Origin of the sequence: Flavobacterium anhuiense (assembly GCF_001705175.1) — a bacterium.
Taxonomy (GTDB): Bacteria; Bacteroidota; Bacteroidia; order Flavobacteriales; family Flavobacteriaceae; genus Flavobacterium; species Flavobacterium anhuiense.
The window spans coordinates 341,203-368,136 of sequence record NZ_CP016907.1 but is presented as its reverse complement, the minus strand read 5'-3'; the positions used below and the strand labels follow the sequence as shown (position 1 = coordinate 368,136).

19 protein-coding genes are annotated in these 26,934 nt (G+C 35.7%); 9 read left to right on the top strand and 10 right to left on the bottom strand.

Annotated features, from left to right (window positions below):
• Positions 1 to 172: 172 nt before the first annotated feature.
• The 4 genes from BB050_RS01515 (at position 173) to BB050_RS01500 (ending at position 5,564) form a co-directional block, all read left to right on the top strand.
• Positions 173 to 3,613 carry a methylmalonyl-CoA mutase family protein gene (locus tag BB050_RS01515; RefSeq protein ID WP_066032340.1) on the top strand — a complete coding sequence of 1,147 codons (3,441 nt, stop codon included), beginning with the start codon at positions 173 to 175 and terminating at the stop codon, positions 3,611 to 3,613.
• A gap of 541 nt (positions 3,614 to 4,154) precedes the next feature.
• A complete protein-coding gene (locus tag BB050_RS01510; RefSeq protein ID WP_066032339.1) occupies positions 4,155 to 4,580 on the top strand; it encodes a hypothetical protein in 426 nt (141 codons plus the stop codon).
• A complete protein-coding gene (locus BB050_RS01505; protein ID WP_066032338.1) occupies positions 4,577 to 5,137 on the top strand; it encodes a hypothetical protein in 561 nt (186 codons plus the stop codon). Before BB050_RS01510 ends, BB050_RS01505 begins: the two co-directional genes overlap by 4 nt.
• Position 5,138: 1 nt before the next feature.
• A complete protein-coding gene (locus BB050_RS01500) occupies positions 5,139 to 5,564 on the top strand; it encodes a protein-export chaperone SecB (protein ID WP_066032337.1) in 426 nt (141 codons plus the stop codon).
• A gap of 248 nt (positions 5,565 to 5,812) precedes the next feature.
• Here the strand turns inward: BB050_RS01500 and BB050_RS01495 are convergent, their stop codons facing one another.
• Positions 5,813 to 6,130, bottom strand: coding sequence for a hypothetical protein (locus BB050_RS01495; RefSeq protein WP_066032336.1), 318 nt, complete (start codon positions 6,128 to 6,130; stop codon positions 5,813 to 5,815).
• Positions 6,131 to 6,322: 192 nt separating this feature from the next.
• Here BB050_RS01495 and BB050_RS01490 point away from each other — a divergent pair, with 192 nt between their 5' ends.
• On the top strand, positions 6,323 to 6,745 hold the full coding sequence (locus tag BB050_RS01490; RefSeq protein WP_066032335.1) for a helix-turn-helix domain-containing protein: 423 nt from the start codon (positions 6,323 to 6,325) through the stop codon (positions 6,743 to 6,745).
• Positions 6,746 to 6,797: 52 nt separating this feature from the next.
• On the opposite strand, the gene BB050_RS01485 is transcribed toward BB050_RS01490, so the two are convergent.
• From BB050_RS01485 to BB050_RS01460, 6 genes are all read right to left on the bottom strand, one after another.
• Positions 6,798 to 7,289: a GNAT family N-acetyltransferase gene (locus BB050_RS01485; protein ID WP_008462379.1), complete on the bottom strand. Its 492-nt coding sequence runs from the start codon at positions 7,287 to 7,289 to the stop codon at positions 6,798 to 6,800.
• A gap of 130 nt (positions 7,290 to 7,419) precedes the next feature.
• The gene (locus tag BB050_RS01480; protein ID WP_008462381.1) at positions 7,420 to 7,806 is read right to left on the bottom strand and encodes a hypothetical protein; all 387 of its coding nucleotides are present in this window, start codon (positions 7,804 to 7,806) and stop codon (positions 7,420 to 7,422) included.
• A 315-nt stretch (positions 7,807 to 8,121) separates the two neighbouring features.
• Positions 8,122 to 8,508 (bottom strand): hypothetical protein, encoded by a 387-nt coding sequence (locus tag BB050_RS01475; RefSeq protein ID WP_008462383.1) that lies wholly within the window; start codon positions 8,506 to 8,508, stop codon positions 8,122 to 8,124.
• A gap of 366 nt (positions 8,509 to 8,874) precedes the next feature.
• Entirely contained in the window at positions 8,875 to 9,276 is a 402-nt protein-coding gene (locus BB050_RS01470; RefSeq protein ID WP_008462386.1) for a T9SS type A sorting domain-containing protein, read from the bottom strand.
• A 513-nt stretch (positions 9,277 to 9,789) separates the two neighbouring features.
• On the bottom strand, positions 9,790 to 10,194 hold the full coding sequence (locus BB050_RS01465; RefSeq protein ID WP_066032334.1) for a secretion protein: 405 nt from the start codon (positions 10,192 to 10,194) through the stop codon (positions 9,790 to 9,792).
• A 609-nt stretch (positions 10,195 to 10,803) separates the two neighbouring features.
• The gene (locus tag BB050_RS01460; RefSeq protein WP_066032333.1) at positions 10,804 to 11,169 is read right to left on the bottom strand and encodes a secretion protein; all 366 of its coding nucleotides are present in this window, start codon (positions 11,167 to 11,169) and stop codon (positions 10,804 to 10,806) included.
• Positions 11,170 to 11,619: 450 nt separating this feature from the next.
• On the opposite strand from BB050_RS01460, the gene BB050_RS01455 reads away from it, so the two are divergent.
• From BB050_RS01455 to BB050_RS01440, 4 genes are all read left to right on the top strand, one after another.
• Entirely contained in the window at positions 11,620 to 12,492 is an 873-nt protein-coding gene (locus BB050_RS01455) for an AraC family transcriptional regulator (RefSeq protein ID WP_008462391.1), read from the top strand.
• Positions 12,493 to 12,684: 192 nt separating this feature from the next.
• Positions 12,685 to 13,545 carry an alpha/beta hydrolase gene (locus BB050_RS01450; RefSeq protein ID WP_008462394.1) on the top strand — a complete coding sequence of 287 codons (861 nt, stop codon included), beginning with the start codon at positions 12,685 to 12,687 and terminating at the stop codon, positions 13,543 to 13,545.
• Between the two features lie 421 nt (positions 13,546 to 13,966).
• Positions 13,967 to 21,709, top strand: coding sequence for a T9SS type A sorting domain-containing protein (locus BB050_RS01445; protein WP_066032332.1), 7,743 nt, complete (start codon positions 13,967 to 13,969; stop codon positions 21,707 to 21,709).
• Positions 21,710 to 21,926: 217 nt separating this feature from the next.
• Positions 21,927 to 22,445 (top strand): hypothetical protein, encoded by a 519-nt coding sequence (locus BB050_RS01440; protein WP_066032331.1) that lies wholly within the window; start codon positions 21,927 to 21,929, stop codon positions 22,443 to 22,445.
• Between the two features lie 63 nt (positions 22,446 to 22,508).
• Here BB050_RS01440 and BB050_RS01435 read toward each other — a convergent pair whose 3' ends face one another.
• From BB050_RS01435 to BB050_RS01425, 3 genes are all read right to left on the bottom strand, one after another.
• The gene (locus tag BB050_RS01435) at positions 22,509 to 24,281 is read right to left on the bottom strand and encodes a T9SS type A sorting domain-containing protein (RefSeq protein ID WP_066032330.1); all 1,773 of its coding nucleotides are present in this window, start codon (positions 24,279 to 24,281) and stop codon (positions 22,509 to 22,511) included.
• A 161-nt stretch (positions 24,282 to 24,442) separates the two neighbouring features.
• Positions 24,443 to 25,414 (bottom strand): TerC family protein, encoded by a 972-nt coding sequence (locus BB050_RS01430; RefSeq protein ID WP_066032329.1) that lies wholly within the window; start codon positions 25,412 to 25,414, stop codon positions 24,443 to 24,445.
• A 224-nt stretch (positions 25,415 to 25,638) separates the two neighbouring features.
• Positions 25,639 to 26,655: a glutamine synthetase beta-grasp domain-containing protein gene (locus BB050_RS01425; RefSeq protein ID WP_008462434.1), complete on the bottom strand. Its 1,017-nt coding sequence runs from the start codon at positions 26,653 to 26,655 to the stop codon at positions 25,639 to 25,641.
• Positions 26,656 to 26,934: the final 279 nt, after the last annotated feature.

Sequence of the window (26,934 nt, the reverse complement as noted above, 5' to 3'; positions counted from 1 at the left end):
GTTGCGAAATTGCCATGTCTTTAAGCTTTCTTTAACTATATCAATTAGTTACGTAATTTGTTACCCTTTTGGTTTACGAAATCGATTTATTTTTGTTAACATAAAGCTATTGTCTTAATCAAATATTAAAATATTTTGTACATTGGTCGCATAAAATTATCATATTCATAAAATGGAACAACAAATACCATATATTCCTAAAAATAAAGTAAGAATTGTTACTGCTGCTTCGCTTTTTGACGGACATGATGCAGCCATAAATATTATGCGACGCATTATCCAGTCTACGGGTGTTGAAGTAATTCATTTAGGGCACGATAGGAGTGTGGAAGAAGTGGTAAATACCGCCATTCAAGAAGATGCCAATGCTATTGCCATGACTTCGTACCAAGGCGGACACAACGAATACTTTAAATATATGTATGATTTGCTTCGCGAAAAAGGAGCGGGGCACATTAAAATCTTTGGTGGAGGAGGCGGTGTAATCCTGCCAAGCGAAATCGAGGAATTACATGAATATGGTATTACAAGAATTTATTCTCCAGATGACGGACGTTCTCTTGGTTTACAAGGAATGATTAATGATTTGGTTGAACGCGCCGATTTTCCGATTGGAGATAAATTAAACGGAGAAATCGATCATATCGAAAATAAAGTTCCAACGGCAATTGCGCGTTTGATTTCTGCTGCCGAAAACTTCCCTGAAATTGCAAAGCCAGTTTTTGATAAAATTCACGAAAGCAATGCAAGTTCTAAAATTCCAGTTTTAGGAATTACAGGAACGGGAGGCGCCGGAAAATCTTCTTTGGTGGACGAATTGGTTCGCCGATTTTTAATTGATTTCCCAGAAAAAACAATCGGATTAATTTCTGTTGATCCTTCTAAGAGAAAAACAGGAGGAGCACTTTTAGGAGACAGAATCCGAATGAATGCGATTAATAATCCTCGTGTTTATATGCGTTCGCTGGCGACACGTCAGTCGAATTTGGCTTTGTCTAAATATGTAGCCGAAGCGATTCAGGTTTTAAAAGCCGCAAAATACGATTTGATTATTTTGGAAACTTCAGGAATTGGTCAGTCTGATACAGAAATTATGGATCATTCTGATGTTTCTTTATATGTAATGACACCAGAATTTGGAGCGGCAACACAATTGGAGAAAATCGATATGCTTGATTTTGCCGATTTAGTGGCTTTAAATAAATTTGATAAACGTGGAGCTTTAGACGCTTTGCGAGATGTAAAAAAACAATATCAGCGTAATCATGGTCTTTGGGATAAAAGCCCAGACGAAATGCCAGTTTTCGGAACGATTGCTTCGCAGTTTAACGATCCGGGAATGAACACGCTTTACAAAGCGATTATGGATAAAGTGGTTGAAAAAACGGCTTCAGATTTAAAGTCGACTTTTACAATCACAAAAGAAATGAGCGAAAAGATATTCGTGATTCCGCCAGGAAGAACACGTTATTTATCTGAAATTGCCGAGAATAATAGAAATTATGACGAGACTGCAATTGCGCAGCAAAAAGTAGCTCAGAAATTATATGGAATCTTCAAAACCATTGAATCGGTTTCGGGTAAAGTTCCTCAAATTACAAAAGCGGGAATCGACGATTCTTCTGTTTTAACAGGAGGATTTCAAGAACACGACGAAAACAGAATCTTTTTAAACCTTTTACTGAATCAATTCGATAAAGTAAAAATGGACTTAGATCCATACAATTGGGAGATTATCCTGAATTGGGACGAAAAAGTAGCGAAATACAAAAATCCGGTTTACTCGTTTAAAGTTCGTGATAAAGAAATCAAGATTGCAACGCATTCTGAAAGTTTATCACATTTACAAATCCCAAAAATTGCTTTGCCTAAATATGAAGCTTGGGGCGATATCTTGCGTTGGAATTTACAGGAAAATGTTCCTGGAGAATTTCCGTTTGCTTCGGGATTATATCCGTTTAAACGTGAAGGCGAAGATCCGTCAAGAATGTTTGCGGGTGAGGGAGGACCAGAAAGAACCAACAAGCGTTTTCATTATGTAAGCGCAGGAATGCCAGCAAAACGTCTTTCTACAGCTTTTGATAGTGTGACTTTATACGGAAACGACCCAGATTTACGTCCGGATATTTACGGGAAAATTGGTAATGCAGGAGTTTCAATCTGCTGTTTGGACGATGCTAAAAAACTATATTCAGGTTTCGATTTGGTGCATGCTTTAACTTCGGTAAGTATGACCATTAACGGACCTGCACCAATGTTGTTAGGTTTCTTTATGAATGCCGCAATCGATCAGCAATGTGAGATTTATATCAAAGAAAATGGTTTAGAAAAAGAAGTTGAAGCTAAAATCAACAAACTTTATAAAGATAAAGGAATCGAAAGACCGAAATATCAAGGCGAACTTCCAGCTGGAAACAGCGGTTTGGGATTAATGCTTTTGGGTGTTACGGGAGATCAGGTTTTACCTCAGGAAGTGTATAACGAAATAAAAGCCAAAACGTTATCGCAAGTTCGCGGAACGGTTCAGGCTGACATTTTAAAAGAAGATCAGGCGCAGAATACTTGTATTTTTTCAACTGAATTTGCGTTGCGTTTAATGGGAGATGTTCAAGAATATTTTATTACTAAAAACGTTCGTAATTTCTATTCGGTTTCGATTTCTGGATATCATATTGCAGAGGCAGGAGCAAACCCAATTACGCAATTGGCATTTACGCTTTCAAATGGTTTCACTTACGTGGAATATTATTTGAGCCGTGGCATGAATATCAACGATTTTGGTCCGAATTTATCGTTCTTCTTCTCGAACGGAGTTGATCCTGAATATTCTGTTATTGGACGTGTGGCGCGTAAAATTTGGGCAAAAGCCATGAAAAACAAATACGGAGCCAACGAAAGAGCGCAAATGCTGAAATATCATATTCAGACCTCTGGACGTTCGTTACACGCGCAGGAAATTGATTTCAACGATATTAGAACGACTTTGCAAGCTTTATACGCGATTTATGACAACTGTAATTCGCTTCACACAAATGCTTACGACGAAGCCATTACAACACCAACAGAAGAATCTGTACGTCGAGCAATGGCGATTCAGTTGATTATCAATAAAGAATTAGGTTTGGCGAAAAACGAAAATCCAATTCAAGGTTCTTTCATCATCGAAGAATTAACTGATTTAGTTGAAGAAGCCGTTTTACAAGAATTCGACCGAATCACAGAAAGAGGAGGCGTTTTGGGCGCAATGGAAACGATGTACCAGCGTTCTAAAATTCAGGAAGAAAGTCTGTATTACGAAACCTTAAAACACAACGGAGATTTCCCAATTGTGGGTGTAAATACTTTCTTAAGTTCAAAAGGTTCGCCAACTGTTATTCCGGCTGAGGTAATTCGTGCCACAGAAGAAGAAAAACAATACCAGATCACGATGCTGGATAACCTGCATAATTTCCACGAAGCAAAAGTAAACGAGCATTTAAGCCAATTGCAAGAAGCCGCAATTAAAAACGAAAACTTATTCGATTATTTAATGGAAGCTACAAAAGTTTGTTCTTTAGGTCAGATTACTTTGGCGTTGTTTGAAGTTGGTGGGCAGTATAGAAGGAATATGTAATTTTTGATTTTTTAATGATATGGAAAACCTCTCATTTGAGAGGTTTTTTATTTAAAAGCATTTGCAAAATTAAAATGGTGTGGTTTGTCAAAATGCTACTCACAATCTTTCAGTACCCGAACATAGTTGTAATACAACTAAGCAGGTACTTTTGAAATGTTCAATATTATAATACTTTCGACATATCAAAAATTATATTTGAGATAAATAGGGTAATTATACCTATTGATAAATGAAAAAAGCATCATAGATTTGTGATGGATATTCATTGAGGAATATCTATTGAAGTATAATTTTTTATTAAAATATATCCATGCAAATTTGATACGTTTTATTTTTTGTTAAAAATTGTGAGAATAATATTGAAATGATTTGTAATGTCGAATATATTCATATATTTGGCAAGTCAAATTTTTAACTAATTGTTGAGAATGTTCATTTTGAGGAAATTATAACCTTATACAATTGATAATTTTAAATAAAAAAACTTAACTTTATATAAGTTATTTAAATATGTATTATTGCATTCTATATAATATCTATGAGTGAATATATTACGAAGTCTTTAAATAATTTTGAGTCTGCAGAACTTTTATTTGATAATGAAAAATATTCATCAAGTATACATTGCGTTTATTACAGTACTTATCAAATAATATTATACATATTAAAATACAAATTAAATAACGAGTGGGATTCTTTTCAGGAAAGAAAATACGCTGAGTCATTAAATAGTAAAAACTTTAAAGAAGATTCTCATAATTTAACGATTTCATTTATAAAAGAAAATATAACGACTACAAATGAAACTTTTGGACGTTTATTTGATAGTAAAATAGGAATTTTAAAACGTTATAGACATACAGCTGACTACAAAGAAGATGCTATAGACACAAGAACAGCAACAATCTCACTAGATTTATCAAGAACGATTAATGATGAATTAATTAAACATTTTGCCTTATGAATTCAAAAGCCTACATATTAAAAAAAATTCAAGATTTAGTTAATGCTATTCCTCAATTAACAATTAGATACGAATATGATCAATTTTGTGATTCGCATTTTGTAGAAGTATCGCCTATATATGAATTTGAAAACAACAAAAAATATATAGAAATAGAAAAAGAGATAAGCTTAGAATTTATAAATCTATTTCCTTTTGATATTCTAACTTTTATTAATGAAGAAGATGGTATTGATTTAGAATCTCCTATTGTCATTAAAGGAAAATCTAAAAATAAAGAAATATACAAGAAATTCGATTTAGAAGATATTATTTCTACTTTGTTTGAAGATTATATAGTTGATTGGCAATCGAATATTAATTTTAAAGTTATGAATGATGGTATTAACTTAAAGTATGATGCCATTTTTCAAAACTTAATTTCGAAAAAAATGATTCATAACACAGAAAAGGTTCAAAACCCAGAGCTTTATACTACAGTTGACACTATTTTACCGACTGTACAAATTGATTATGATTGTGATTCCATGGACAATGATTACCCTTTAGCAGCTTAAGATGAGTGACAATAAAACCTATAAACTTAAAAGTTTATCTCTAATTGAAAGTAATTTTAGAAGAGAAGCAGAAATAGATTTTTCTGCTGAAATAGATAATCAGGTTGATATTGATATCCAGCATACTTTAATCTCAGGGGATGTTATAATATCTTTGAAAGTTGATTTGATTGGGAAATATAAACGGAAAAAGTTATTTAGATTTACGACGAATTACCTTGGAGTTTTTGAAATAGGAAATGAAGATATTTTGCCTGTAGAGAAATTTGTTGAAGCGAATGGTCCTGCTATTATCTATCCTTTTATTAGGGAACACATTGCAGGAACATCTTTAAAAGCTGGTATGAAAGCTGTATTGCTTCCGCCTGTAAACTTTATTAAACTTAGCCAGGATAATAAAGCTAAAAAAGCGACAATGAAAAATTAATATTATTTAAAAAGTATTATTTTTTCGAACTAGTGCGGAGCGTCCATTGCTAGCGCGATCCTCTCGCTCGAGAACGCAAAGTAAATTCATGAGCCATACGCTCACGCCAGCAAAACAACAAAAATCCAATTGTCAAACATAGCCCGTGGTTTCAACCACGGGTACACAATGCGAGCAAGACAATATTATGTTCCCGTGGTTGAAACCACGGGCTATGTTTATACCGTTTTGGAATAGCAAAAAGACAATCATTCTCCAGCAACCTCCCCAACAAATCCCAAAAACTCCATTTCATCCATAGGAAACAAATGCAGAACCGTTTCCAAAATCAGACTCACATTAATAGTTGCACTTTTATCTTTTTTAGAAAAATTATGCATGTCGTTATCAAGGGCTAGAATGCATAATTTTAGCAAATCGGTAATGAGGCAGCCGAGTTCTAAATAATTTACCACTTTAAATTGTACGGTATAAGAATTGGCTTCATTGGTTGGTTTTAGCGTTGTAAAATACTTAGCGGTTAATTTTTGCAGTTTTTGAAGTTTTTCTGTTTCGTTCGTTTCCATAAGGCGTATATTTTTAAATGATTTACAATTTGACTTTTATGAAATTATTATAAGAAAAATTGTACTTTTGTTTGATTCAGCGAAGGAAGAAATAGATTTTCATGTGTACTATCAATTTTTTGTGTTTGGTACACGATTAAATATGTTTTTTACATCTCGCAGATTCTTACACTAAATTATTATCTTTGAATTATGAGCACACTAACAAAACCAAATCATATAGGGCGAAAAATAAGCCGTATTCGTGAACTTCGTGATATGAAGCAGGAAGCTTTGGCGCAGGCTTTAGGAACAAATCAGCAAGCGATTTCTATTTTAGAAAATAGTGAAACGATTGATGAAGATAAACTTATCGCAATTGCAAAAGCATTGGGTGTAACAGCAGAAGCAATTAAAAACTTTTCAGAAGAAGGCGTGATTAATTACTTTAATACTTTTAATGAAACTGTTTCAAATAGTAGTTTTGGAAATGGAGCGTGTAATAATGAATGCACTTTCAATCCATTAGATAAATTAATGGAAACGGTAGAAGAAAATAAAAAGCTTTACGAACGTTTGCTTCAGGCAGAAAAAGATAAAAATGAATATTTGGAGAAATTGCTAAATCAGAAATAATAATTATAAAGAATATAAAAAAAGCATTCGTATTAACGAATGCTTTTCTATTTTAATTATCATCTAATTGGCTCATATCACACCTCATGGTTGTCGTTATTGGTGCAAATCCTGCTCTCCTGTAAGCGTTGACTGCCGCTTCATTTTCAGAATAAACCTGTAATCTAACCTCGGTTATTCCTTGGGATGAAACCCATTTTTTAAGTTCGTTAATTAATAGGTTAATTAGGCCTTTTCCTCTAAATTCTGGATCAACGTACATAAAACCGAGATATCCATATAGTTCATGTATTTGATAGGGAAGAGCAGTTCGAATTTGAGCATATCCACTACCAACAATTTGATTGTTAAAGTCTACAACCAAAACTTCGCTCTTGCTGTCTAAAATAAGCTCCTTTATGTCATAATAAAAAATCTCACCCTCTTTTAATGTTGGGTCATAGGGTCTTTCTGCATTTACTAAAAATTGTAGAAATTCGGCAAGTTTAGGTAAATCTGCAATTACAGCTCGCCTGATCGTTATGTCTTTTGGGTTTTCATTCATATTTCAAATATATTGAAAATAAATTTCTCCAGCTAGCTGGTTTCCTCTTTCAAAATGATAATGTTGCAGAAAATTAGGCAGAATAAAAAATAAACCTCTCAGAAATGAGAGGTTTTTATAGATTTAAGTTTTAAACTTTCTTTTTTATTGTTGTTTTCGGTTTACGTTTTAATTTTTCGATAAGAGCATCGGCTTTTGCATTTTCACAAATAAAACGTAACGATTCTGCGTAGCGGTAATAATATACAGGTTCTAAATCTGTGGTAAGAGAAAAAAGTTTGGTGTACCATTCGGCTGCTTTTTCGAGTTCGCAATTCGAATACGATGAGTTTCCTAGTTTTTGAAATAAGTCTACAGATTTGTAGCCTTTTGCAGCAACTTTTTCGTAGGTTTTTATAACGTCGACATAGGCATACTTTTCGCCGACCTTATCGGTTTTATAATAAGTTTCATTTTGCGCAGCTGCACGAAATGAAAATACGATTAACAATACTAAAAGAGCTAGTTTTTTCTGCATAGGTTTTTAGTTTTGGTTGTGGTATTTAATCGTATTCATTAATTGTTTTTGAAAATCTTTCACTGCAAGAAACAGTTATAAACTTCACTAATTTATTTTTATTGTATGCTTGGTGCAATTTTGGTTACAAATATATGGAAATCAGTAACATGAATTGATTTTAGACGACGTTTTGTAAATAAAAACTGTTGTATTGCATTTTAGAATCAATTGATTTTGAAAGTTTTGAATATATAAATTAGATTTTATCGAGAAATAAAACAAAAAAAGCAGCTCCTGGTACGAGCTGCTTTTCTAATTTTTAGGGGCAAAAAATTAACGACGGAAAGCTGGACTCTGATTTACAGATTGGTCTAACTTTACAGTCTTTACTTTTTTAGCAGCAACTTTAATTTCGTGCTTCTCAATTTTGTCGTTGGCTTTCACTTCAAGAACATACGTTCCAGCAGGAAAACTTTCTAAACTAATTGTTTTAGAAACTTCCAATTTGTCTGCTGCAGATTCTCCCGCATAAAGTAAGTTGTGATTCTCATCATAGATAGAGAAAGATGCATTTTCTACAGTGTCTAAAGTAAAGCTAACTACTTTTCCGTTTCCTGTTTTGATATTTAAAATGTAATCACCTTTTCCATCAATGGCATAGGTAAACACAGTCGCTAAAAAAAAGGCAGCAACTAAACCAGCTTTGGTAAATTTTGTCATGTTTTTTTTAAATTGTTAATTACTAAATGTGGAACGCGTAAAACTACAAATACAAATTTAATTTTTAGCAATAAAATGGCATTTTTAAATCCATAAGTTATTGAATTGTAATTATTTCTGCATTTTGTTTGAACTATGTACGTAATTACTGGGCTTACGGATTGTTTTTTCTTGAATATTTTTTAGTCCTTAAAAATCAGTGGGTTGTAATTAATAAGAATAATTTTCAGAAAATGGTTTTGCTTTGCAATTTTGGATTTATTATAAAACAAAAAAACAGCTCCATAACCACCAAGAGCTGTTTCTTAAAACGTAATTTTTAATTTTTTTAACCTCAATTTATACCTTTTTGGGGCGTATAAATTCTTAGCGCGCAGCAACACTTGAATTTTTGGCAAAACCAGCTTTGTAAACTGAAGAAATTGCAGTTCTGGATAATGACGCAGTATCATCTATTGTAATTTCATATTTTGCTTTTTTCACATTGTCTTCTACTTCTAAGTAATAAGTTCCCTCAGGAAATTGCTCTAAACTGAAAGTTCTTAAAATTCCATCTTTTCCAGATGCAGTTTCAGAATAGATTAAAGTTCCGTCATTGTCATAAATAGCTAAATTGGCTTTCTGTACTTTGTTAAGAGCGAAAGTGATCAGTTTGCCATTAGCTTTTAATACATGAAGATTAAATTCTCCATTTCCATCAATTGCGTAAGTGCTTATTCCTGTGAAAAGCAACGCTGCTACTAAACTCAATTTTGCAATCTTTTTCATGGTACTTAGGTTTTAAATTAATAGTTCTAATTCTCTGATGCTAAATTACTTATGTATTACATGAAAAAGCACAACTGTATTTTCTGATTTCTATGCTATATTCTCATTTACGAAACCGTTATAGGTTAAATCTTGAATTATTTTTAACGTTTTTGTTAATTCGGTTATTATTTTTTAATGTTTTGCTTGTTTTTAAATTTACAATGGTTTAAGGATTTATTTACAAAAAACAATATGAATTTAACCGCAAAGAGTGCTAGGATTTAGCGCAAAGCACGCTAAGAATTATTACACGAGAAGTTTATAAAAACGAAAAGTTCACAAAGCTTTGTGAAAAACTTTGTGAACTTTGCGTTCCCGATAGCTATCGGGATTGTGTCTTTGCGGTAAAAAATCTTGTTGTAAAAAAAAAACAGCTCAGTAACCACAAAGAGCTGTTTTAAAACTTTTGAAAGTTTTTAAACTTACTAACTATCTAACCTCACTTTATACTTATGAAAAGCATAAACTTTTTTAGCGTGCTGCCACGCTTGTATTTTTAGCGAAACCTGCTTTATAAACCAAAGAAACTGCTTTTTGAGATAAAACAGAAGAATCGTCAGTTATTGTGATTTCGTATTTTGCTTTTTTTGCATCGTTTTCTACTTCTAAGAAGTAAGTTCCTTCTGGAAATTCTTCTAAGCTGAAAGTTCTTAAAATTCCATCTTTACCTGAAGCGGTTTCAGAATAAATTAGAGATCCGTCTTTGTCATAAATAGCTAAATAGGCTTTTTGTGTTTGGTTAAGGCCAAAAGTGATCATTTTGCCATTAGCTTTAATAACGTGCAGGTTAAAATCTGCTGTTCCATCAATTGCATAAGTGCTTATTCCTGTGAAAAGCAACGCTGCTACTAAACTCAATCTAACAATCTTTTTCATGGTATTTAGTTTTTAAATTAATAGTTCTAATTCTCTGATGCTAAATTACTTCAGTTGTAAGTAAAAAAACAATACTATATTTGCCAATTTCGATGCTATATTCTCATTTACGAAACCGTTATATGTTAAAATTTGATTTATTTTTTACTGTTTTGGTTGATTTGGTTATTATTTTTCAACGTTTTTGATGGTTTTTAATTTACAATATCATAACGGTTTCTTTAAAAAATGTAGGAAGTTTTGAAAGATGCTAAGGTTCTGAGATACTAAGAATCTAAGTTTTTTTGGATGATGTGTTTAACCGTAAAGGGCGCAAAGATTTTTACTTACGATTGTGAATACAAACGCAAAGTTCGCAAAGCTTTATCGAAAAAAACTTTGCGAACTTTGCGTTCCCGATAGCTATCGGGATTGTGTCTTTGCGGTAAAAAAAAACTTTACTGTTAAGAAAGTATAAAGCAAAAAAAAACGGCTCAGTAACCACAAAGAGCCGTTTTTAAAACTTTTGAAAGTTTTTAACTTACTAACTATCTAACCTCACTTTTTATACTGTATTAGAGTATAAAGTTTTAAGTGCCGTGAAGAATTGCACTTAACGTTTATATTTTCTTAGTTAACAGAAACTGTTCCTTTTGAAGACAAAACAGAACTATTAGCGTTAACAGTAATATCGTATTTTACTTTTTTGAAGCTGTCAGCAACTTCTAAAATATATTTTCCTTCTGGAAACTGTTCTAAACTGAAAGTTCTTAAGATTCCGTCTTTACCAGAAGCGGTTTCAGTATAGATTAATTCATCATTATCATCATATATACTAATAACTGCTTTTTGTAATTGATTAATTCCAAAAGCAATTACCTTGCCATTTCCTTTTAATACATGAAGATTTAACGTTTCATTTCCATCAATTGCATAAGTACTCATTCCTGTTAGAAGTACTGCACATACTAAACTTAATTTCATAATCTTTTTCATATTCTATAGTATTAAATTTTTTTCGTTCATTTCTCTGAGGCAAAGTTATAGCAGCATGTGTGTTATTTTAACATCTATATTTTCCAATTTATATGCTATATTCTCATTTACGAAACCGTTATAGGTTAAAATTTGATTTAAATCTTATGTTTTTGTTAATTTGATTGTTATTCTTCAAAGTTTTTCGAAAACTTAATACTTCTTAAAATTTCCATCTTTCTTACAATTTTTAACATATTGGTATAAAATCAGGTTTTAAATGGGATAAATAAAAAAAAAGTAGAGAAAAAAAATAAGACCTTAAAAAAATGCCGATTTTGATATAAATTTTTCAGTGTTAAGAACGTTATTTTAATGTAAAATTCGCATTTACGAAACCGTTGTAGGTTAAAATTTAAATTATTTTAGGTGATTTTGTTAAATTTGCTATTATTTTTTAAAGAAATTATCATGAAGACTATTGCCCCAGCTCTAGAAGTGATAACTAACTCATACGGAAGTTCTTTTACCTACACTAAACACGCCGAAAAGACCAATAGCAAAGCTCATTTATGGCACTATCATCCAGAAATTGAATTGGTTTATATAAATGGCGGGGCTGGAAAAAGACAAATAGGAAGCCATGTTTCTTATTATACCAATGGTAGTTTACTTTTAATAGGAGCTAATTTACCGCATTGCGGTTTTACAAATGAGCAGACAGGAAATACAAATGAAACTGTTATTCATATAAAACCTGAATTTTTAGGAAGCGATTTTTTTGTTGCTCCCGAAATGAAAAAAGTTCAGAATATATTAAAACAAGCTAAAGGTGGTATCGCTTTTGGCGGTGAAACGAAAAAACGTATTGGAGAAAAAATTGAAATGATGGAAAATGAACCGCCATTTCAAAGATTAATGACTCTTTTGACTGTTTTAGACGAACTAGAATCAGCTGAAGAATATACCATTTTAAATGCTGACGGATTTACGATGGAACTTCAGACTCAGGATAATGATCGTATGAATGTGGTTTTCAACTTTGTGAAAGATCATTTTCAGGAATCTATTTCTATAGACGAGGTTTCGAGTTTGGTGAGTATGACTACGCCTTCTTTTTGTCGTTATTTCAAGAAAATTTCAAACAAAACATTTACTGAGTTTGTAAATGAATATCGTTTAGTGCATGCTTCAAAGCTTTTGGCAGAACAGCCTATGAGTATTAATGAGGTTTGTTACGAAAGCGGTTTTAATAATTTCAGCCACTTCAGCAAATCGTTTAAACAATACACCGGTAAAAGCGCCTCGCAATACCGTCATGAGCATAAGATAATAATTAGCTGATTTTTTTAGTTAAATTTTTTTAGCCAGGAATTGCTTCGCCTGTTCGCTGTCGCTCGAGTCACGAATTAATATTAATAAAATTCGTGAATTCGTGGCTATCTTTTTTAAGTGCAAGAAGAGGTCGGATTTTTCATATATTTTATTCTGAAAAAAGGTATATTTACAAACCCTAATCAGAAAAAAAATATTAAAATGAAGAAATTTAAAATGCTATTGTCTGCATTTTTGCTTTGTCTTACCACCATGACATACGCTGCAAAAGTAGACACACTTCAAGTTGCCAGCACTGCAATGGGAAAAACCTATAAAGCAGCGGTAGTTTTGCCCAATTCTTATGCTAAAAGCAAAACCACTTTTCCAGTTATGTATCTGTTGCATGGCGCATACGGACATTTTAGCGACTGGCTAAAAAATACTCCAAACAAAAAACTGGTTCACAATCTTGCAGATCAATATAATATGATAATCGTAATGCCAGAAGGTGAGACGTTTAGTTTTTATATTGATAGTCCTGTAAATAAAGAAAGTCAGTTTGAGACTTTTATTACGCAGGAAGTAATTCAGAAAGTAGATAAAACGTACCGAACAATTGCCAATAAAGGCGGAAGAGTAATCACGGGGCTTTCAATGGGCGGTCATGGCGCTTTGTATTTATCAGCCAGACATCCCGATTTGTTTTGTGCAGCTGGAAGTATGAGCGGTGCCGTAGATATGAGTACAATGCTTAACAGAGATTCGTCTGCTCAAATTGTCAAATTAATGCAGCCTGTTTTTGGCGATAAAAGCGGAAATACTGAATTGTACGAGCAAAATTCTGTTTTAAGAATGGCAGATAAACTAAAAGCGAACAAGTTACCATTAATAATAGATTGCGGTGTAGATGATTTTTTAATTGAACCCAATAGAGAGTTACACAGAAGATTAGTTTATAACAAAGTCGACCACGATTATACAGAACGTCCAGGAGCTCATACATGGGATTATTGGGAAAACTCGCTTCCGTATCATGCATTATTTTTTAGTAAAATATTGTTTAAAACTAAAACAAAGTAATTGCGAAATTCATATTTTTTAATCAACATGCGTGTTATTGTGTTGTTTGGCTAATATGTTTTTAGGAAATTGACAAAAAAGACCTTTTGTTTTTGAAAAATGAAAGGTCTTTTTTTTATTTGAAAAAGTGCTTCGTACTACTTTTCTTTCTTATTATTTTCCGTTCATCGATTATTTTTGAATGATATCGATTTTACTCGTTTTTAATTGAGAGCATTTAGGTTATTAACTAATTTTAACAAATGTTTATCCCCCCTGATCGTCAATGTCAGATTAATTTCTGAGGGTCAAGTCTTTTTATAAGAGTTTTAGATTTTGTGCTTCATAACTTTTGAAGATGGTTTATTATTTACATGTAATTACCAAATCTGCAGACTATCTGGTTTTTTGCTAATGTAATGGTATTCTAAATACTATTATTATGAAAAAAACTATTCTTTATCACATCATGATTTTACATGAATTTTGTAAAATCTTTCGTTGTTCTTTTATCGATTTAATTTTTCCAAATTTTAATTTGACGAAAATTATTGTGCACAAAAAGTATCAATTTTATGTGATGGTACTTTTTATGCTATTTGCTATCCATCCTTCCTTGCATTCACAAGCTATATCTGGAGCGGCTGTACAGGCTAATTTTGGTATTGATGCTGACGTTTATGCAAACAAAGAGCAATTTTTAGTTCCCCCAACGGTTTCGGGCATCTATGATGACTGGTTTTTTAGCTCTGCTTTTGCAAATGGAACCGGTCAAAATGTTATAGATCAGACTAATGCGGCGGGACTGAAAACATCAATCCAAGCTAATAATAATTTTACATTCGAAAAAAGAATGTCGAAACCCAAAAATACCATGGTTGGTAATTTTTTGTGGATTGATGCTGTTTACGGGCGGGACGGAAATTCAACGCAAAGTAACAACGACTCTAATACTTTTTCTGGAAATTCCAACAAGAACGGTGATAACCCGACTACTTGGGCTTTAGGTTCAGGTAGTATCCCTCAAAAGGATGATATTGTTGATGTTTACGGCTATTTAAGGAGAGACTTATCTCCAGCCGCATTAGCAATTAATCCTAATGGAATTTTATGGGGCTATGGAGGAGCATCTAAAATTTCTTCTGATGGGAACTCACATTTTGATTTTGAATTTTTTAGAACAGAAGTTAGCTTCAACGGTAGTGCATTAGTTGGTACAGGTAGTCAAGCAGGACACACTGCATGGACTTTTGATGCTACAGGAAAAATACTTGTTCCTGGTGACGTACTTGTTGCTATCGATTTTGAAAATGGTGGTACAAAACCACTGGGTAGTGTAAGAGTCTGGATGTCTAGTGCCGATATTGCTAATTTTAACTCAAGACCTAACAGACCATTTGATCTTACTGGTGTTTTTGACCAAGGCAATGGTGCACCTCCTTACGGATATGCCGAAATAAAAGCAAAAGGAGGAGGGATACTTACCAATGTTTTTGCAGTTGTTAATGTAACGGCTGCAACATTAGGTCCGCCTTGGGGAACTTTAGAAGGTTCGCAAGCCAATTTTCAAGATAATTATAAGGCTTTGCAGTTTACAGAGTTCGGACTTAATTTGACAGCGTTAGGCTTGGATAGCCGAAATGTTAACCAAAGTCCTTGTTCAAATTTATTAGGTAGTCTGATAGTAAAAACAAGATCGTCATCTTCATTTACGGCAGAATTAAAAGATTTTTCGGGGCCTTATTTATTTGGAAATATTACAGATGTAGCTGTAGTAGGTAATGTTAGCAATCCATTGACTTGTAATAATCCAACAGCTACTTTAACAGCAACACCAACTCCACCCAATGCCACTATAAAATGGTACGGACCTTCACCTGATGGCATAGCCGATGGCCCTTTTATACCAGGAAATGCTCCTGTTGTATCGGTTAAGGGAGTTTATACGGTATATGCTTATACAAATTTAGAAGGCTGTTTTGCTAAAAAAACGGTCACAGTCCTTGAAAATAAAGAACCGCCAAATGTTAATGCGGGAGAAGATAAAGTTTTAACGTGTTTAATAACATCAATAAAATTATCTGGCTCATCAAGTACGCCTAATGCGACCTATTTATGGAGTACATTGGACGGAAACATTGTATCGGGCGGTACAACGCTCACACCAACAATTGATAAGGCAGGAACATATACATTAACAGTTACCGATCCTGTAAACGGATGTAAAAAAGCAGATGACGTAGTTGTGACAAGTACTCCGCCAACGCCTATTAATATAACTTGTCCTGAAGATAATATAAAAAGTTCTTGCTTTTATGCCGATCAAGCCGCGGTTAATACTGCTTTTGATGCTTTTAAACAAAGCTTTACAGCTTCAGGAGGTAATGGAACTTTAACAATTACAGGGTTAGAGAATTTGACTCCTCCAGCTTTATGCGGAGGAACTGTAACCGTAAATTATAATGTTACTGATTCTTGCGGATTACAGAAATCATGTTCTGCGACTTTCACCATTACGGCTCCTGCGGCGGTAAGCGCAGAAGCTCCTACCGCAGTGAATGCTTCCGCTTGCACGTATGCCGATCAGGCAGCATTGGACGCAGCTTTCGAGACTTTCAAAGCGGGCTTTAGCGTAAGCGGCGGCTGCGATGCGAAAGGGGAGATCCAAGGCAGTCCGACAGCTCCGAAACTATGCGACGGAGGAACAGTGACAGTTACCTATAAAGTGAGCGACAAATGCTATGAAGAAACCATCAGCAGAGACTTCACGATTACCGCTCCTTCAGCAGTGGTTCCCGTATCTCCAGATCCGTTTAGCGCTTCCGCTTGCGCGTATGCCGATCAGGCAGCATTGGACGCAGCTTTCGAAACATTCAAACAAGGCTTTAGCGTAAGCGGTGGCTGTGATGCAAAAGGGGAGATACAAGGCAGTCCGACAGCTCCGAAACTTTGCGACGGCGGAACAGTGACAGTTACCTATAAAGTGACCGATAAATGCTATGAGACAACCATCAGCAGAGACTTCACCATTACCGCTCCTTCAGCAGTGGTTCCTGTATCGCCAGATCCGTTTAGCGCTTCCGCTTGCGCGTATGCCGATCAGGCAGCATTGGACGCAGCTTTTGAGACCTTCAAAGCAGGCTTTAGCGTAAGCGGCGGCTGCGATGCTAAAGGGGAGATCCAAGGTAGTCCCGTAGCGCCGAAACTATGCGACGGCGGAACAGTGACAGTTACCTATAAAGTGAGTGACAAATGCTATGAGACAACCATCAGCCGAGACTTCACCATTACCGCTCCTTCAGCAGTGGTTCCTGTATCGCCAGATCCGTTTAGCGCTTCCGCTTGCGTGTATGCCGATCAGGCAACATTGGACGCAGCTTTCGAAACCTTCAAAGCAGGCTTTAGCGTAAGCGGCGGCTGTGATGCGAAAGGTGAGTTTGTTGGTAATCCCACAGCGCCAAACTTATGTCAGGGCGGAACTACAAGTGTAAGCTACATGATTACTGATAAATGCTACACTACAACCATCAGCAGAAACTTCACCATTACCGCTCCTTCAGCAGTGGTTCCTGTATCGCCAGATCCGTTTAGTGCTTCCGCTTGTGCTTATGCCGATCAGGCAGCATTGGACGCAGCTTTTGAGACATTCAAACAAGGCTTTAGCGTAAGCGGCGGCTGCGATGCGAAAGGGGAAATCCAAGGCAGTCCGACAGCTCCGAAACTATGCGATGGCGGAACAGCAACAGTTACCTATAAAGTAACTGATAAATGCTATGAGACAACCATCAGCCGAGACTTCACGATTACTGCTCCTTCAGCAGTGGTTCCTGTATCGCCAGATCCGTTTAGCGCTTCCGCTTGCACGTATGCCGATCAGGCAGCATTGGATGCAGCTTTCGAGACATTCAAACAAGGCTTTAGCGTAAGCGGCGGCTGCGATGCGAAAGGGGAAATCCAAGGCAGTCCGACAGCTCCGAAACTATGCGACGGAGGAACAGTGACAGTTACCTATAAAGTGAGCGACAAATGCTATGAAGAAACCATCAGCAGAGACTTCACGATTACTGCTCCTTCAGCAGTGGTTCCTGTATCGCCAGATCCGTTTAGCGCTTCCGCTTGCACGTATGCCGATCAGGCAGCATTGGACGCAGCTTTCGAAACCTTCAAAGCAGGCTTTAGTGTAAGCGGCGGCTGTGATGCGAAAGGGGAGATTCAAGGCAGTCCGACAGCTCCGAAACTATGCGACGGAGGAACAGTGACAGTTACCTATAAAGTGAGCGACAAATGCTATGAAGAAACCATCAGCAGAGACTTCACGATTACTGCTCCTTCAGCAGTGGTTCCTGTATCGCCAGATCCGTTTAGCGCTTCCGCTTGCACGTATGCCGATCAGGCAGCATTGGACGCAGCTTTCGAAACCTTCAAAGCAGGCTTTAGTGTAAGCGGCGGCTGTGATGCGAAAGGGGAGATTCAAGGCAGTCCGACAGCTCCGAAACTATGCGACGGCGGAATAGTGACAGTTACCTATAAAGTTGCCGACAAATGCTACGAGACCACCATCAGCCGAGACTTTACAATTACGGCTCCTGTAGCTGTAAGTACAGAAGCTCCGACCACAGTCAGCGCTTCAGCCTGCGCGTATGCAGACCAAGCCGCATTGGATGCCGCATTTGAGGCCTTCAAAGCTGGTTTTAAAGTGAGCGGCGGCTGTGATGCGAAAGGTGAATTTGTGGGCAGTCCAATAGCGCCAAACTTATGCGATGGCGGAACAGTGACAGTTACCTTTAAAGTGACCGATAAATGCTATGAGACAACCATCAGCAGAGACTTCACCATTACCGCTCCTTCAGCAGTGGTTCCTTTATCTCCAGATCCGTTTAGCGCTTCTGCTTGTGCGTATGCCGATCAGGCAGCATTGGACGCAGCTTTCGAAACCTTCAAATCAGGCTTTAGCGTAAGCGGCGGCTGCGATGCGAAAGGGGAAATCCAAGGCAGTCCGACAGCTCCGAAACTATGCGATGGCGGAACAGTGACAGTTACATATAAAGTGAGCGACAAATGCTATGAAGAAACCATCAGCAGAGACTTCACCATTACCGCTCCTTCAGCAGTGGTTCCTGTATCGCCAGATCCGTTTAGCGCTTCCGCTTGCGCGTATGCCGATCAGGCAGCATTGGACGCAGCTTTCGAAACCTTCAAAGCAGGCTTTAGCGTAAGCGGCGGCTGTGATGCGAAAGGTGAGTTTGTTGGCAGTCCGACAGCGCCAAACTTATGTCAGGGCGGAACTACAAGTGTAAACTACATGATTACTGATAAATGCTACACTACTACAATCAACCGAGATTTCACCATTACTGCGCCTTCAGCAGTGGTTCCTTTATCTCCAGATCCGTTTAGCGCTTCCGCTTGTGCGTATGCCGATCAGACTGCATTGGACGCAGCTTTCGAAACATTCAAACAAGGCTTTAGCGTAAGCGGCGGCTGCGATGCGAAAGGGGAAATCCAAGGCAGTCCCGTAGCTCCGAAACTATGCGACGGCGGAACAGTGACAGTTACCTATAAAGTGACTGATAAATGCTATGAGACAACCATCAGCCGAGACTTCACGATTACCGCTCCTTCAGCAGTGGTTCCTGTATCGCCAGATCCGTTTAGCGCTTCCGCTTGCGCGTATGCCGATCAGTCTGCATTGGATGCTGCTTTCGAGACTTTCAAACAAGGCTTTAGCGTAAGTGGCGGCTGCGATGCTAAAGGGGAGATCCAAGGTAGTCCCGTAGCGCCGAAACTATGCGACGGCGGAACAGTGACAGTTACCTATAAAGTGAGTGACAAATGCTATGAGACAACCATCAGCCGAGACTTCACGATTACCGCTCCTTCAGCAGTGGTTCCTGTATCGCCAGATCCGTTTAGCGCTTCCGCTTGCGTGTATGCCGATCAGGCAACATTGGACGCAGCTTTCGAAACCTTCAAAGCAGGCTTTAGCGTAAGCGGCGGCTGTGATGCGAAAGGCGAGTTTGTTGGCAGTCCAATAGCGCCAAACTTATGTCAGGGCGGAACCACTAGTGTAAGTTACAAAATCACAGATAAATGCTATGAGACAACCATCAGCAGAAACTTCACCATTACCGCTCCTTCAGCAGTGGTTCCTGTATCGCCAGATCCGTTTAGTGCTTCCGCTTGTGCTTATGCCGATCAGGCAGCATTGGACGCAGCTTTTGAGACATTCAAACAAGGCTTTAGCGTAAGCGGCGGCTGCGATGCGAAAGGGGAAATCCAAGGCAGTCCGACAGCTCCGAAACTATGCGATGGCGGAACAGCAACAGTTACCTATAAAGTAACTGATAAATGCTATGAGACAACCATCAGCCGAGACTTCACGATTACTGCTCCTTCAGCAGTGGTTCCTGTATCGCCAGATCCGTTTAGCGCTTCCGCTTGCGCTTATGCTGACCAAGCTGCTATAAATGCTGCCTTTGAAATCTTCAAACAAGGCTTTAGCGTAAGTGGTGGTTGTGATGCCAAAGGTTCATTTGTAGGTAATCCGACAGCGCCAAACTTATGTCAGGGCGGAACTACCAGTGTAAGTTATATGATTACTGATAAATGTTATACAACTACAATCACTAGAGACTTTACCATTACCGTTCCTGCAGCTGTAACACCAGAGGCTCCTGCTGCAGTAAGCGCTTCTGCTTGTATCTACGCTGATCAGGCTGCATTGGATGCTGCTTTTGAAACCTTCAAAGCAGGCTTTAAAGTAAGCGGCGGTTGTGATGCGAAAGGAGCTATTCAAGGCAGTCCGGTTGCACCAAAATTATGTGAGGGTGGAACAACAACAGTTAGCTATAAAGTAACTGATAAATGTTATGAAACTACAATCAGCCGAGACTTTACTATTACTAAAGTAAACTTGCTTAATGTTTTAAGTCCTCCAAATAAAACAGTTGTTTGCGGTGAGGATCCAGATGGTGCATTTGCAGCTTGGATTGCCGGATTTAAATTTACGGGAGGATGTGCTGGAAATGTTCAGGCTACAGATTTATCTCAATTTGTGAAACCTCAGATTGGAACAGCATTAGTTATTGAATACGTTGTTTCTAACAATTGTGAAACGATTAAAAAAGTATCTACATTTTTGATCACTCCGTGTACAACACCAATTTGTACTTATACTCAAGGAGCTTACGGAAATGTTGGAGGTATGGCCTGTGTAGGAGGACAATCTTACACAACCAAAGCTCTTATTGCGAAAGCATTAAGTGCTTATCCAGGAGGAACAATGACAATTGGTTTAGTTGGTAAATCTGTTTTAGTATCTAATAATCAAGCTGATATTGATGCTGTTATAGCAGTTTTACCAGGAGGAGGTGCAAGTAAAAAATTGGCAAATGGAGATCCTCATATAAGCGCATTACCTGCATCATATCTTAAAAAAGGAAAAATTGATAATACCTTATTGGCTCAAACCATTACCTTAGGACTTAATTTAGGTATTGATAGTGAATTGAGTAAATTTAAATTGCAGGCAGGTATATTGGCAGTTGCCCAACCTGAAGGCGGTTGCGGATCTAAAACTCCAAAAGTACGTTCTTGTAATCCTGACGGAACAGTAAGTAATGAATACAAATATTACACTATTCCGAATAATGTCGTTAGTAAACTAGGAGGAGATAAAACAGTTGGTGATTTGTTTAACTTGGCTAATCAAGCATTAGGTGGAGGAAACACTTATGGAGTTTCTCTTTCTGATATTGCAAGCTTAGTAGATTTGATAAATAATGCATTTGACGAATGTAGAATCGCAATAGGATATAGTATTCAGCCACTTGCTTGTGTCGCTACTCAAGAGTCAATAGTTACTCAGGCACCTACTGCTCAGGAAACGACTGTAGTGGACAGTAGCGCAAAAGAAAGTAAAAAACCTGGTTTTGATGCTTATCCTGTTCCATTCAAAAATTACATTACGATTCGTTATAACTTTGATTATGCTACCAATGTAAAAATTGAATTGTTTGATCTATCAGGAAAACTGTTATCTTCAAAAACAGATACAGATTCTTATTTTGGAAAAGAATATAACTTTAATATTGATTTCTACGTAGGTAAATTCCAAGTTTATATTTTACAAATTACAACTAACAAAGGCAGTAGTACTAAAAAAATCATTTCTGCCGGTAATTAAATTAATTCATAAATCTTATTTAAAGCACCCGTTAAAATCGGGTGCTTTTTTTTGAAAATTATTTTTTTGTTTATTCTTAATTAAGAGTGTTTTACGAGTAAGATGATTCAGCAAATGTAGATGAGATTTAAAAAAAGTTAGAGGAAAATCATGTTTTTCTTTTTTTTGGTTTAATTTTTGGAATACCTTTATAGTATAATCCTTAAAAAAAATAATTATGAAAAAGATACTTACCTTATTTGCAGTTATCGGTTTAATTGCATTTTCTAGCTGTGAAGGACCAGAAGGGCCTCCAGGACCTCCAGGATATGATGGAATAGGAACAGTTTATGAGAATGTTCCGCCGAACTATTACAATTTTACAACAGGTAACAATTTTAGAGTTAGATATGTTTTTCCTCAACGAATTCTTGATTCAGATGTTGTTCTAGTTTATAGATTTGGAGGTGTTGATAGTGGTAGAGATGTTTGGGAATTTTTACCTGAAACCCATTACTTTGAGGATGGTACAAGAGATTTTTCTTTTGATTTTACATTTAGTGATTCTTTTGTAGATATTTATTTAAATGGTAATAATCTTACTGATCCAGAACTTGATCAGTATAGACTCAATCAAATTTTTAGAATTGTTGTAGTTCCTGCTGATTTTGCGAAATCTGTAAATAAGGCTAATTATTTAGAAGTAATGAAAGCAGCTAACTTAAGTGAAAGTCAAATACAAAAAATTAAGCTTTAGTATTTTTTGATATAGATAAAATAAAAAAAAGGAAATCTTAAGATTTCCTTTTTTTATTTATTATTAATTTTTTATAAATGTAAATTGTAAATTAACTCTTCTTCCATTGTTTGTGGTTTGTATATTTATAAAATAAGCGCCAGGTATTAAGGATGAAATATCTGCACTTAATAAGTTTGGGCTAATTGTTGAAAAGCTATTGTTAAAAGTTACTCCAGCTATATTTGTTATGGTAACTGTACTGTATGATAAAGAAAAAACAGAATCTTTATCTTCAATATTTATAATTGATGTTGCAGGATTTGGGTAAACAGTAATAGATGATGATGGAGATCTTTCATATGATGGGCTTATTATTACTTCATTGCTATAAGATATTTCACCACCAACGTAATAATTTGTTTCTGCTATTCGTCTATAGCTATATTCTTGAATTGAAGTACCTCTTGGATTAGTTACATATTCTAAAGGGGCAGGTAGGTAGTCTTTAGAAGTTGCTCCTGGAATATTTGACCAATTGCTTACCGTCTCTCGATTATTAATAGGCCTTTTTTGCCATTGATAAAATAATTCTGTGTTTTTGCTGGAAATTGCAGTAGAGCCAATAAGTAGCGTTGGTTTTTCTATTTCTTGTGTAGAAATTATTTTGAGTTTTTGATCACAACAAATAGTGTTGTTATTTCTTATTGTTCTAATGACAATTTTTAGGGAATTGCTAGAAATTCTTAAATTTTGATAAATAGCTATTCTTCTTATTGATAAGAAATTATCTTTATCGGTTCTGAGATTAGGTATTTTTGATGAGCTCAGAGTTCTAGAGTTCTCATCAGGTATGGTGATCCATGAATAAGGTGCTTCAGCTGTTGCGTATTCCCATTCATATGTCTGTATGTTAACATATGTGTCGCTTCTTTTTGGCACATTTGAAGGGTTTTGCAAAGTGTTTAAATTTATAACTGAATAGCTCCCATTTATTTCTTTTAGATTTGACATTGTTAATTCGGCATAGTTGTTAACGTCAGTTGGAGTGTCTAATAGTGATATTATATTTGAATCTAAAGGTGAAGGAATTACTGTAATAGTGACAACATTGCTTTTGTTTGGAAATTCCCCTCCATACATATAGCCTAAACTTCTTTGAATGGAGAAAGTGCCAAGTTGTGTTGTATAATCAAGACTTAGAGTTTTGTTTATGTTGTCTAAGCCTATTAGGTTTCCATAATATGTCCATCTAGAATTTATTCCGTATGGCTCTTTTTCGTATGGATTAAGGTATTGAGATCCTGTTATAGGTAGTGGTTTTTCTCCTAGCCTTACAGTTTGGTTACAACATAATGTATTAACAATTTTTGTTGGATTTGGCGCATCTGCAGGAGGATTAAGAGTTGTGCCTGAATTCATTGTTGAGTTTTTAATTATCGCTATATTTGAGCTCCTGTAAACTGTGCCTGCGGGACTTTTATATTCTGCAAAAATGAATCCACCTGAAGTTAGGAAATCACTCCAGAATAAGTTTATGACCATGCTTTTGATTGCAGTTCTTGCACCACCAAAATACAGATTGCCACTATCCCCGCCATTTGCAACATTGGCGTTTGTGATGCTTAGATTAGAATAATAAATCTTTAATGTTCCGTAATCACTAACAGCAACATTACTTGGAATTTCAACCTTAACGTTTAATGAGATGGTTGAATTTGGTAAAGAAGCTAAATCGATTGGGCCAGAATTTACATTGGTATTATTTACCGCTGTAGGAGTTAAGGTTACGGTTTGTGCAAACATTAAAGCATTAACCATTAATGTTACAATGAGAAATAAGTAATTTTTTTTCATGATAAAAATTTAAATTAAAAAATCTAAAATAAATATTTATATGTAATTTCTTTAATTATAAATGTTAAACTATAAGAAAAGTAATAAAAAATAACTTTTAGTTATAAAAAAAAGGAAATCTTAAGATTTCCTTTTTTTATGAATATATGTTTTATAGCTAATTATTCTTCGCTTGACGAATCATTTAAAACTTTTTCTGGTCCGAACTTAAGAGAAACCAAAATTCCTACTAGGAGAGATAAAGCAATAAATCCTAAAGAAGCCCATTCTGGAACGTGAAAGAAATCGTGCAAAAGCATTTTTAATCCAACAAAAGCTAAAATTGCAACTAAACTATACTCTAAATAACTGAATTTTGCCAGCATATTTGCTAAGAAGAAATACATAGAACGTAATCCTAGAATAGCAAAAATATTGGAACTGAATACTAAAAACGGATCTTTGGTTATAGCAAGAATTGCGGGAACGCTGTCAACAGCAAATAAAACGTCCATAACTTCAATAACAATTAAGGCTACGAATAATGGAGTAGCAGCTTTTTTTGCTGTTTTGGTTGAAATGAAAAATCTTTCTCCATCCATTTCAGATGTAATAGGCATAACTTTGCCTAATGTCTTGTAAACGAATGAGTCTTTTGGGTGAAAATCTTCTTCTTCTCCAGAAAAAAGCATTTTTATTGCAGTAAATATTAAGAAAACTCCAAATACATAAGTTGTCCAAGCAAATTTATTGATCAGCATTACTCCGAAGAAAATCATCAATCCGCGGAAAACAATAGCCCCTAAGATTCCCCAGAACAAAACGCGATGCTGGTATTTTTGCGGAATTTTGAATGAAGCAAAAATAATGGCAATAACAAAAATGTTATCGACACTTAGCGAAAGTTCAATTAAGTAACCCGTTATAAACTTCATCGAAGCGACTGATGGTTTTAAATCATCTGGGTTTGCGATATAATCTGTAGTGTACAGCCAATAAATTACCCCTGAAAACAGGAAGGATAAGGTAACCCAAACTAAGGTCCATTTGCTGGCTTCTTTTGTGCTAATAATATGTGGTGTTTTGTTGAAGACCCCTAAGTCTAAAGCAAGAATAAAAACTACAGCAAGTAAAAAGAGTGACCAGACTATCATAATGATTTTTTTTAAATGATTTACAAAGATAAGTTTTGAAGTTTAACTTAAAAATTAAATTTATCAGAAACTTGCTTTTAAAATTATAAGTTATAAGTTATGAGTTATGAGTGAACTTTGTCAAAGTTTCAAACTTTGACAAAGTTGAACTTGTTAAGATTGTTTCAAAAAAAAAGTGCCAGCAAATAAATGTGGCACTTTTAGAATATAATGTAAGCTTTGAATTATAGCGCTGAGTTAACAGTTTTGATAATTCTAGCAGCGATTTTGTAAGGGTCTCCATTTGAAGCTGGTCTTCTGTCTTCCAACCAACCTTTCCATCCTCTTTGAACAGTCATTAAAGGAATTCTGATTGAACATCCTCTGTCTGAAACTCCATAAGAGAAATCGTTAATAGAAGCAGTTTCGTGTTTACCAGTTAAACGTTGCTCGTTGTAAGCTCCGTAAACCGCGATGTGCTCTTTTGTAACAGGACGGAAAGCTTCGCAGATTTTCTCGTAAACTTCTTGAGAACCGCATGTTCTAAGAACTGTGTTAGAGAAGTTAGCGTGCATACCAGAACCGTTCCAGTCTGTATCTCCTAGAGGTTTTGGGTGATATTCGATATAGTAACCATATTTCTCAGTTAAACGGTCTAATAGGTAACGAGCAACCCAGATTTCGTCTCCAGCTTTTTTAGCTCCTTTAGCGAATAATTGGAACTCCCATTGTCCGCAAGCAACCTCTTGGTTGATTCCTTCAAAGTTGATTCCAGCAGCAATACATAAATCAGCGTGCTCTTCAACTAATTTTCTACCGTGTGTGTTTTTTCCACCTACTGAACAGTAGTACATCCCTTGTGGAGCAGGGTATCCTCCAACTGGGAAACCAAGTGGAAGTTGAGTTTTAGTATCCATAATGAAATACTCTTGTTCGAATCCAAACCAAAAATCATCATTATCATCATCAATTGTAGCTCTACCGTTAGAAGGGTGTGGTGTTCCGTCAGCATACATAACTTCGCACATTACTAACCATCCGTTGATACGAGTTGGATCTGGATAGATGGCAACTGGAACTAATAAACAGTCAGAAGATCCACCTTCAGCTTGTCTTGTTGATGAACCATCAAATGACCAATTTCCAAGTTCTTCTAATGTTCCTTTGAAGTTTTCATGTTCTTCAACTTTAGTTTTACTTCTAAGATTTTGAGTTGGTTCATATCCGTCTAACCAAATGTACTCTAACTTAATTTTAGCCATAATAATATAAATTAATTTTTTTGTTTTTTTTCGTTGGGTCAAATATAGATTTATTTTTTTAGTCCCAAAAATTAGGGGGCTATTTTGTTTTGCGAAGTATAATTTTTTGGATAAGCGCAATTTTGATAGGGGTATATTTTAAAAAAAGCAATTTTATGAACCTTAAAAAAATAAATTCGTAATAATTAAGGCTCATTTTTGAATTTATGAGTTAAGAAATTATGAAAAAATGTTTATTTAATCAATAATACCGTACAGTTTTGTTATATTTCTGCGATT

Coding starts and splice junctions, on each gene's coding strand:
- BB050_RS01515 (WP_066032340.1), top strand. CDS start 173: ATGGAACAACAAATACCATATATTCCTAAAAATAAAGTAAGAATTGTT.
- BB050_RS01510 (WP_066032339.1), top strand. CDS start 4,155: ATGAGTGAATATATTACGAAGTCTTTAAATAATTTTGAGTCTGCAGAA.
- BB050_RS01505 (WP_066032338.1), top strand. CDS start 4,577: ATGAATTCAAAAGCCTACATATTAAAAAAAATTCAAGATTTAGTTAAT.
- BB050_RS01500 (WP_066032337.1), top strand. CDS start 5,139: ATGAGTGACAATAAAACCTATAAACTTAAAAGTTTATCTCTAATTGAA.
- BB050_RS01495 (WP_066032336.1), bottom strand. CDS start 6,130: ATGGAAACGAACGAAACAGAAAAACTTCAAAAACTGCAAAAATTAACC.
- BB050_RS01490 (WP_066032335.1), top strand. CDS start 6,323: ATGAGCACACTAACAAAACCAAATCATATAGGGCGAAAAATAAGCCGT.
- BB050_RS01485 (WP_008462379.1), bottom strand. CDS start 7,289: ATGAATGAAAACCCAAAAGACATAACGATCAGGCGAGCTGTAATTGCA.
- BB050_RS01480 (WP_008462381.1), bottom strand. CDS start 7,806: ATGCAGAAAAAACTAGCTCTTTTAGTATTGTTAATCGTATTTTCATTT.
- BB050_RS01475 (WP_008462383.1), bottom strand. CDS start 8,508: ATGACAAAATTTACCAAAGCTGGTTTAGTTGCTGCCTTTTTTTTAGCG.
- BB050_RS01470 (WP_008462386.1), bottom strand. CDS start 9,276: ATGAAAAAGATTGCAAAATTGAGTTTAGTAGCAGCGTTGCTTTTCACA.
- BB050_RS01465 (WP_066032334.1), bottom strand. CDS start 10,194: ATGAAAAAGATTGTTAGATTGAGTTTAGTAGCAGCGTTGCTTTTCACA.
- BB050_RS01460 (WP_066032333.1), bottom strand. CDS start 11,169: ATGAAAAAGATTATGAAATTAAGTTTAGTATGTGCAGTACTTCTAACA.
- BB050_RS01455 (WP_008462391.1), top strand. CDS start 11,620: ATGAAGACTATTGCCCCAGCTCTAGAAGTGATAACTAACTCATACGGA.
- BB050_RS01450 (WP_008462394.1), top strand. CDS start 12,685: ATGAAGAAATTTAAAATGCTATTGTCTGCATTTTTGCTTTGTCTTACC.
- BB050_RS01445 (WP_066032332.1), top strand. CDS start 13,967: ATGAAAAAAACTATTCTTTATCACATCATGATTTTACATGAATTTTGT.
- BB050_RS01440 (WP_066032331.1), top strand. CDS start 21,927: ATGAAAAAGATACTTACCTTATTTGCAGTTATCGGTTTAATTGCATTT.
- BB050_RS01435 (WP_066032330.1), bottom strand. CDS start 24,281: ATGAAAAAAAATTACTTATTTCTCATTGTAACATTAATGGTTAATGCT.
- BB050_RS01430 (WP_066032329.1), bottom strand. CDS start 25,414: ATGATAGTCTGGTCACTCTTTTTACTTGCTGTAGTTTTTATTCTTGCT.
- BB050_RS01425 (WP_008462434.1), bottom strand. CDS start 26,655: ATGGCTAAAATTAAGTTAGAGTACATTTGGTTAGACGGATATGAACCA.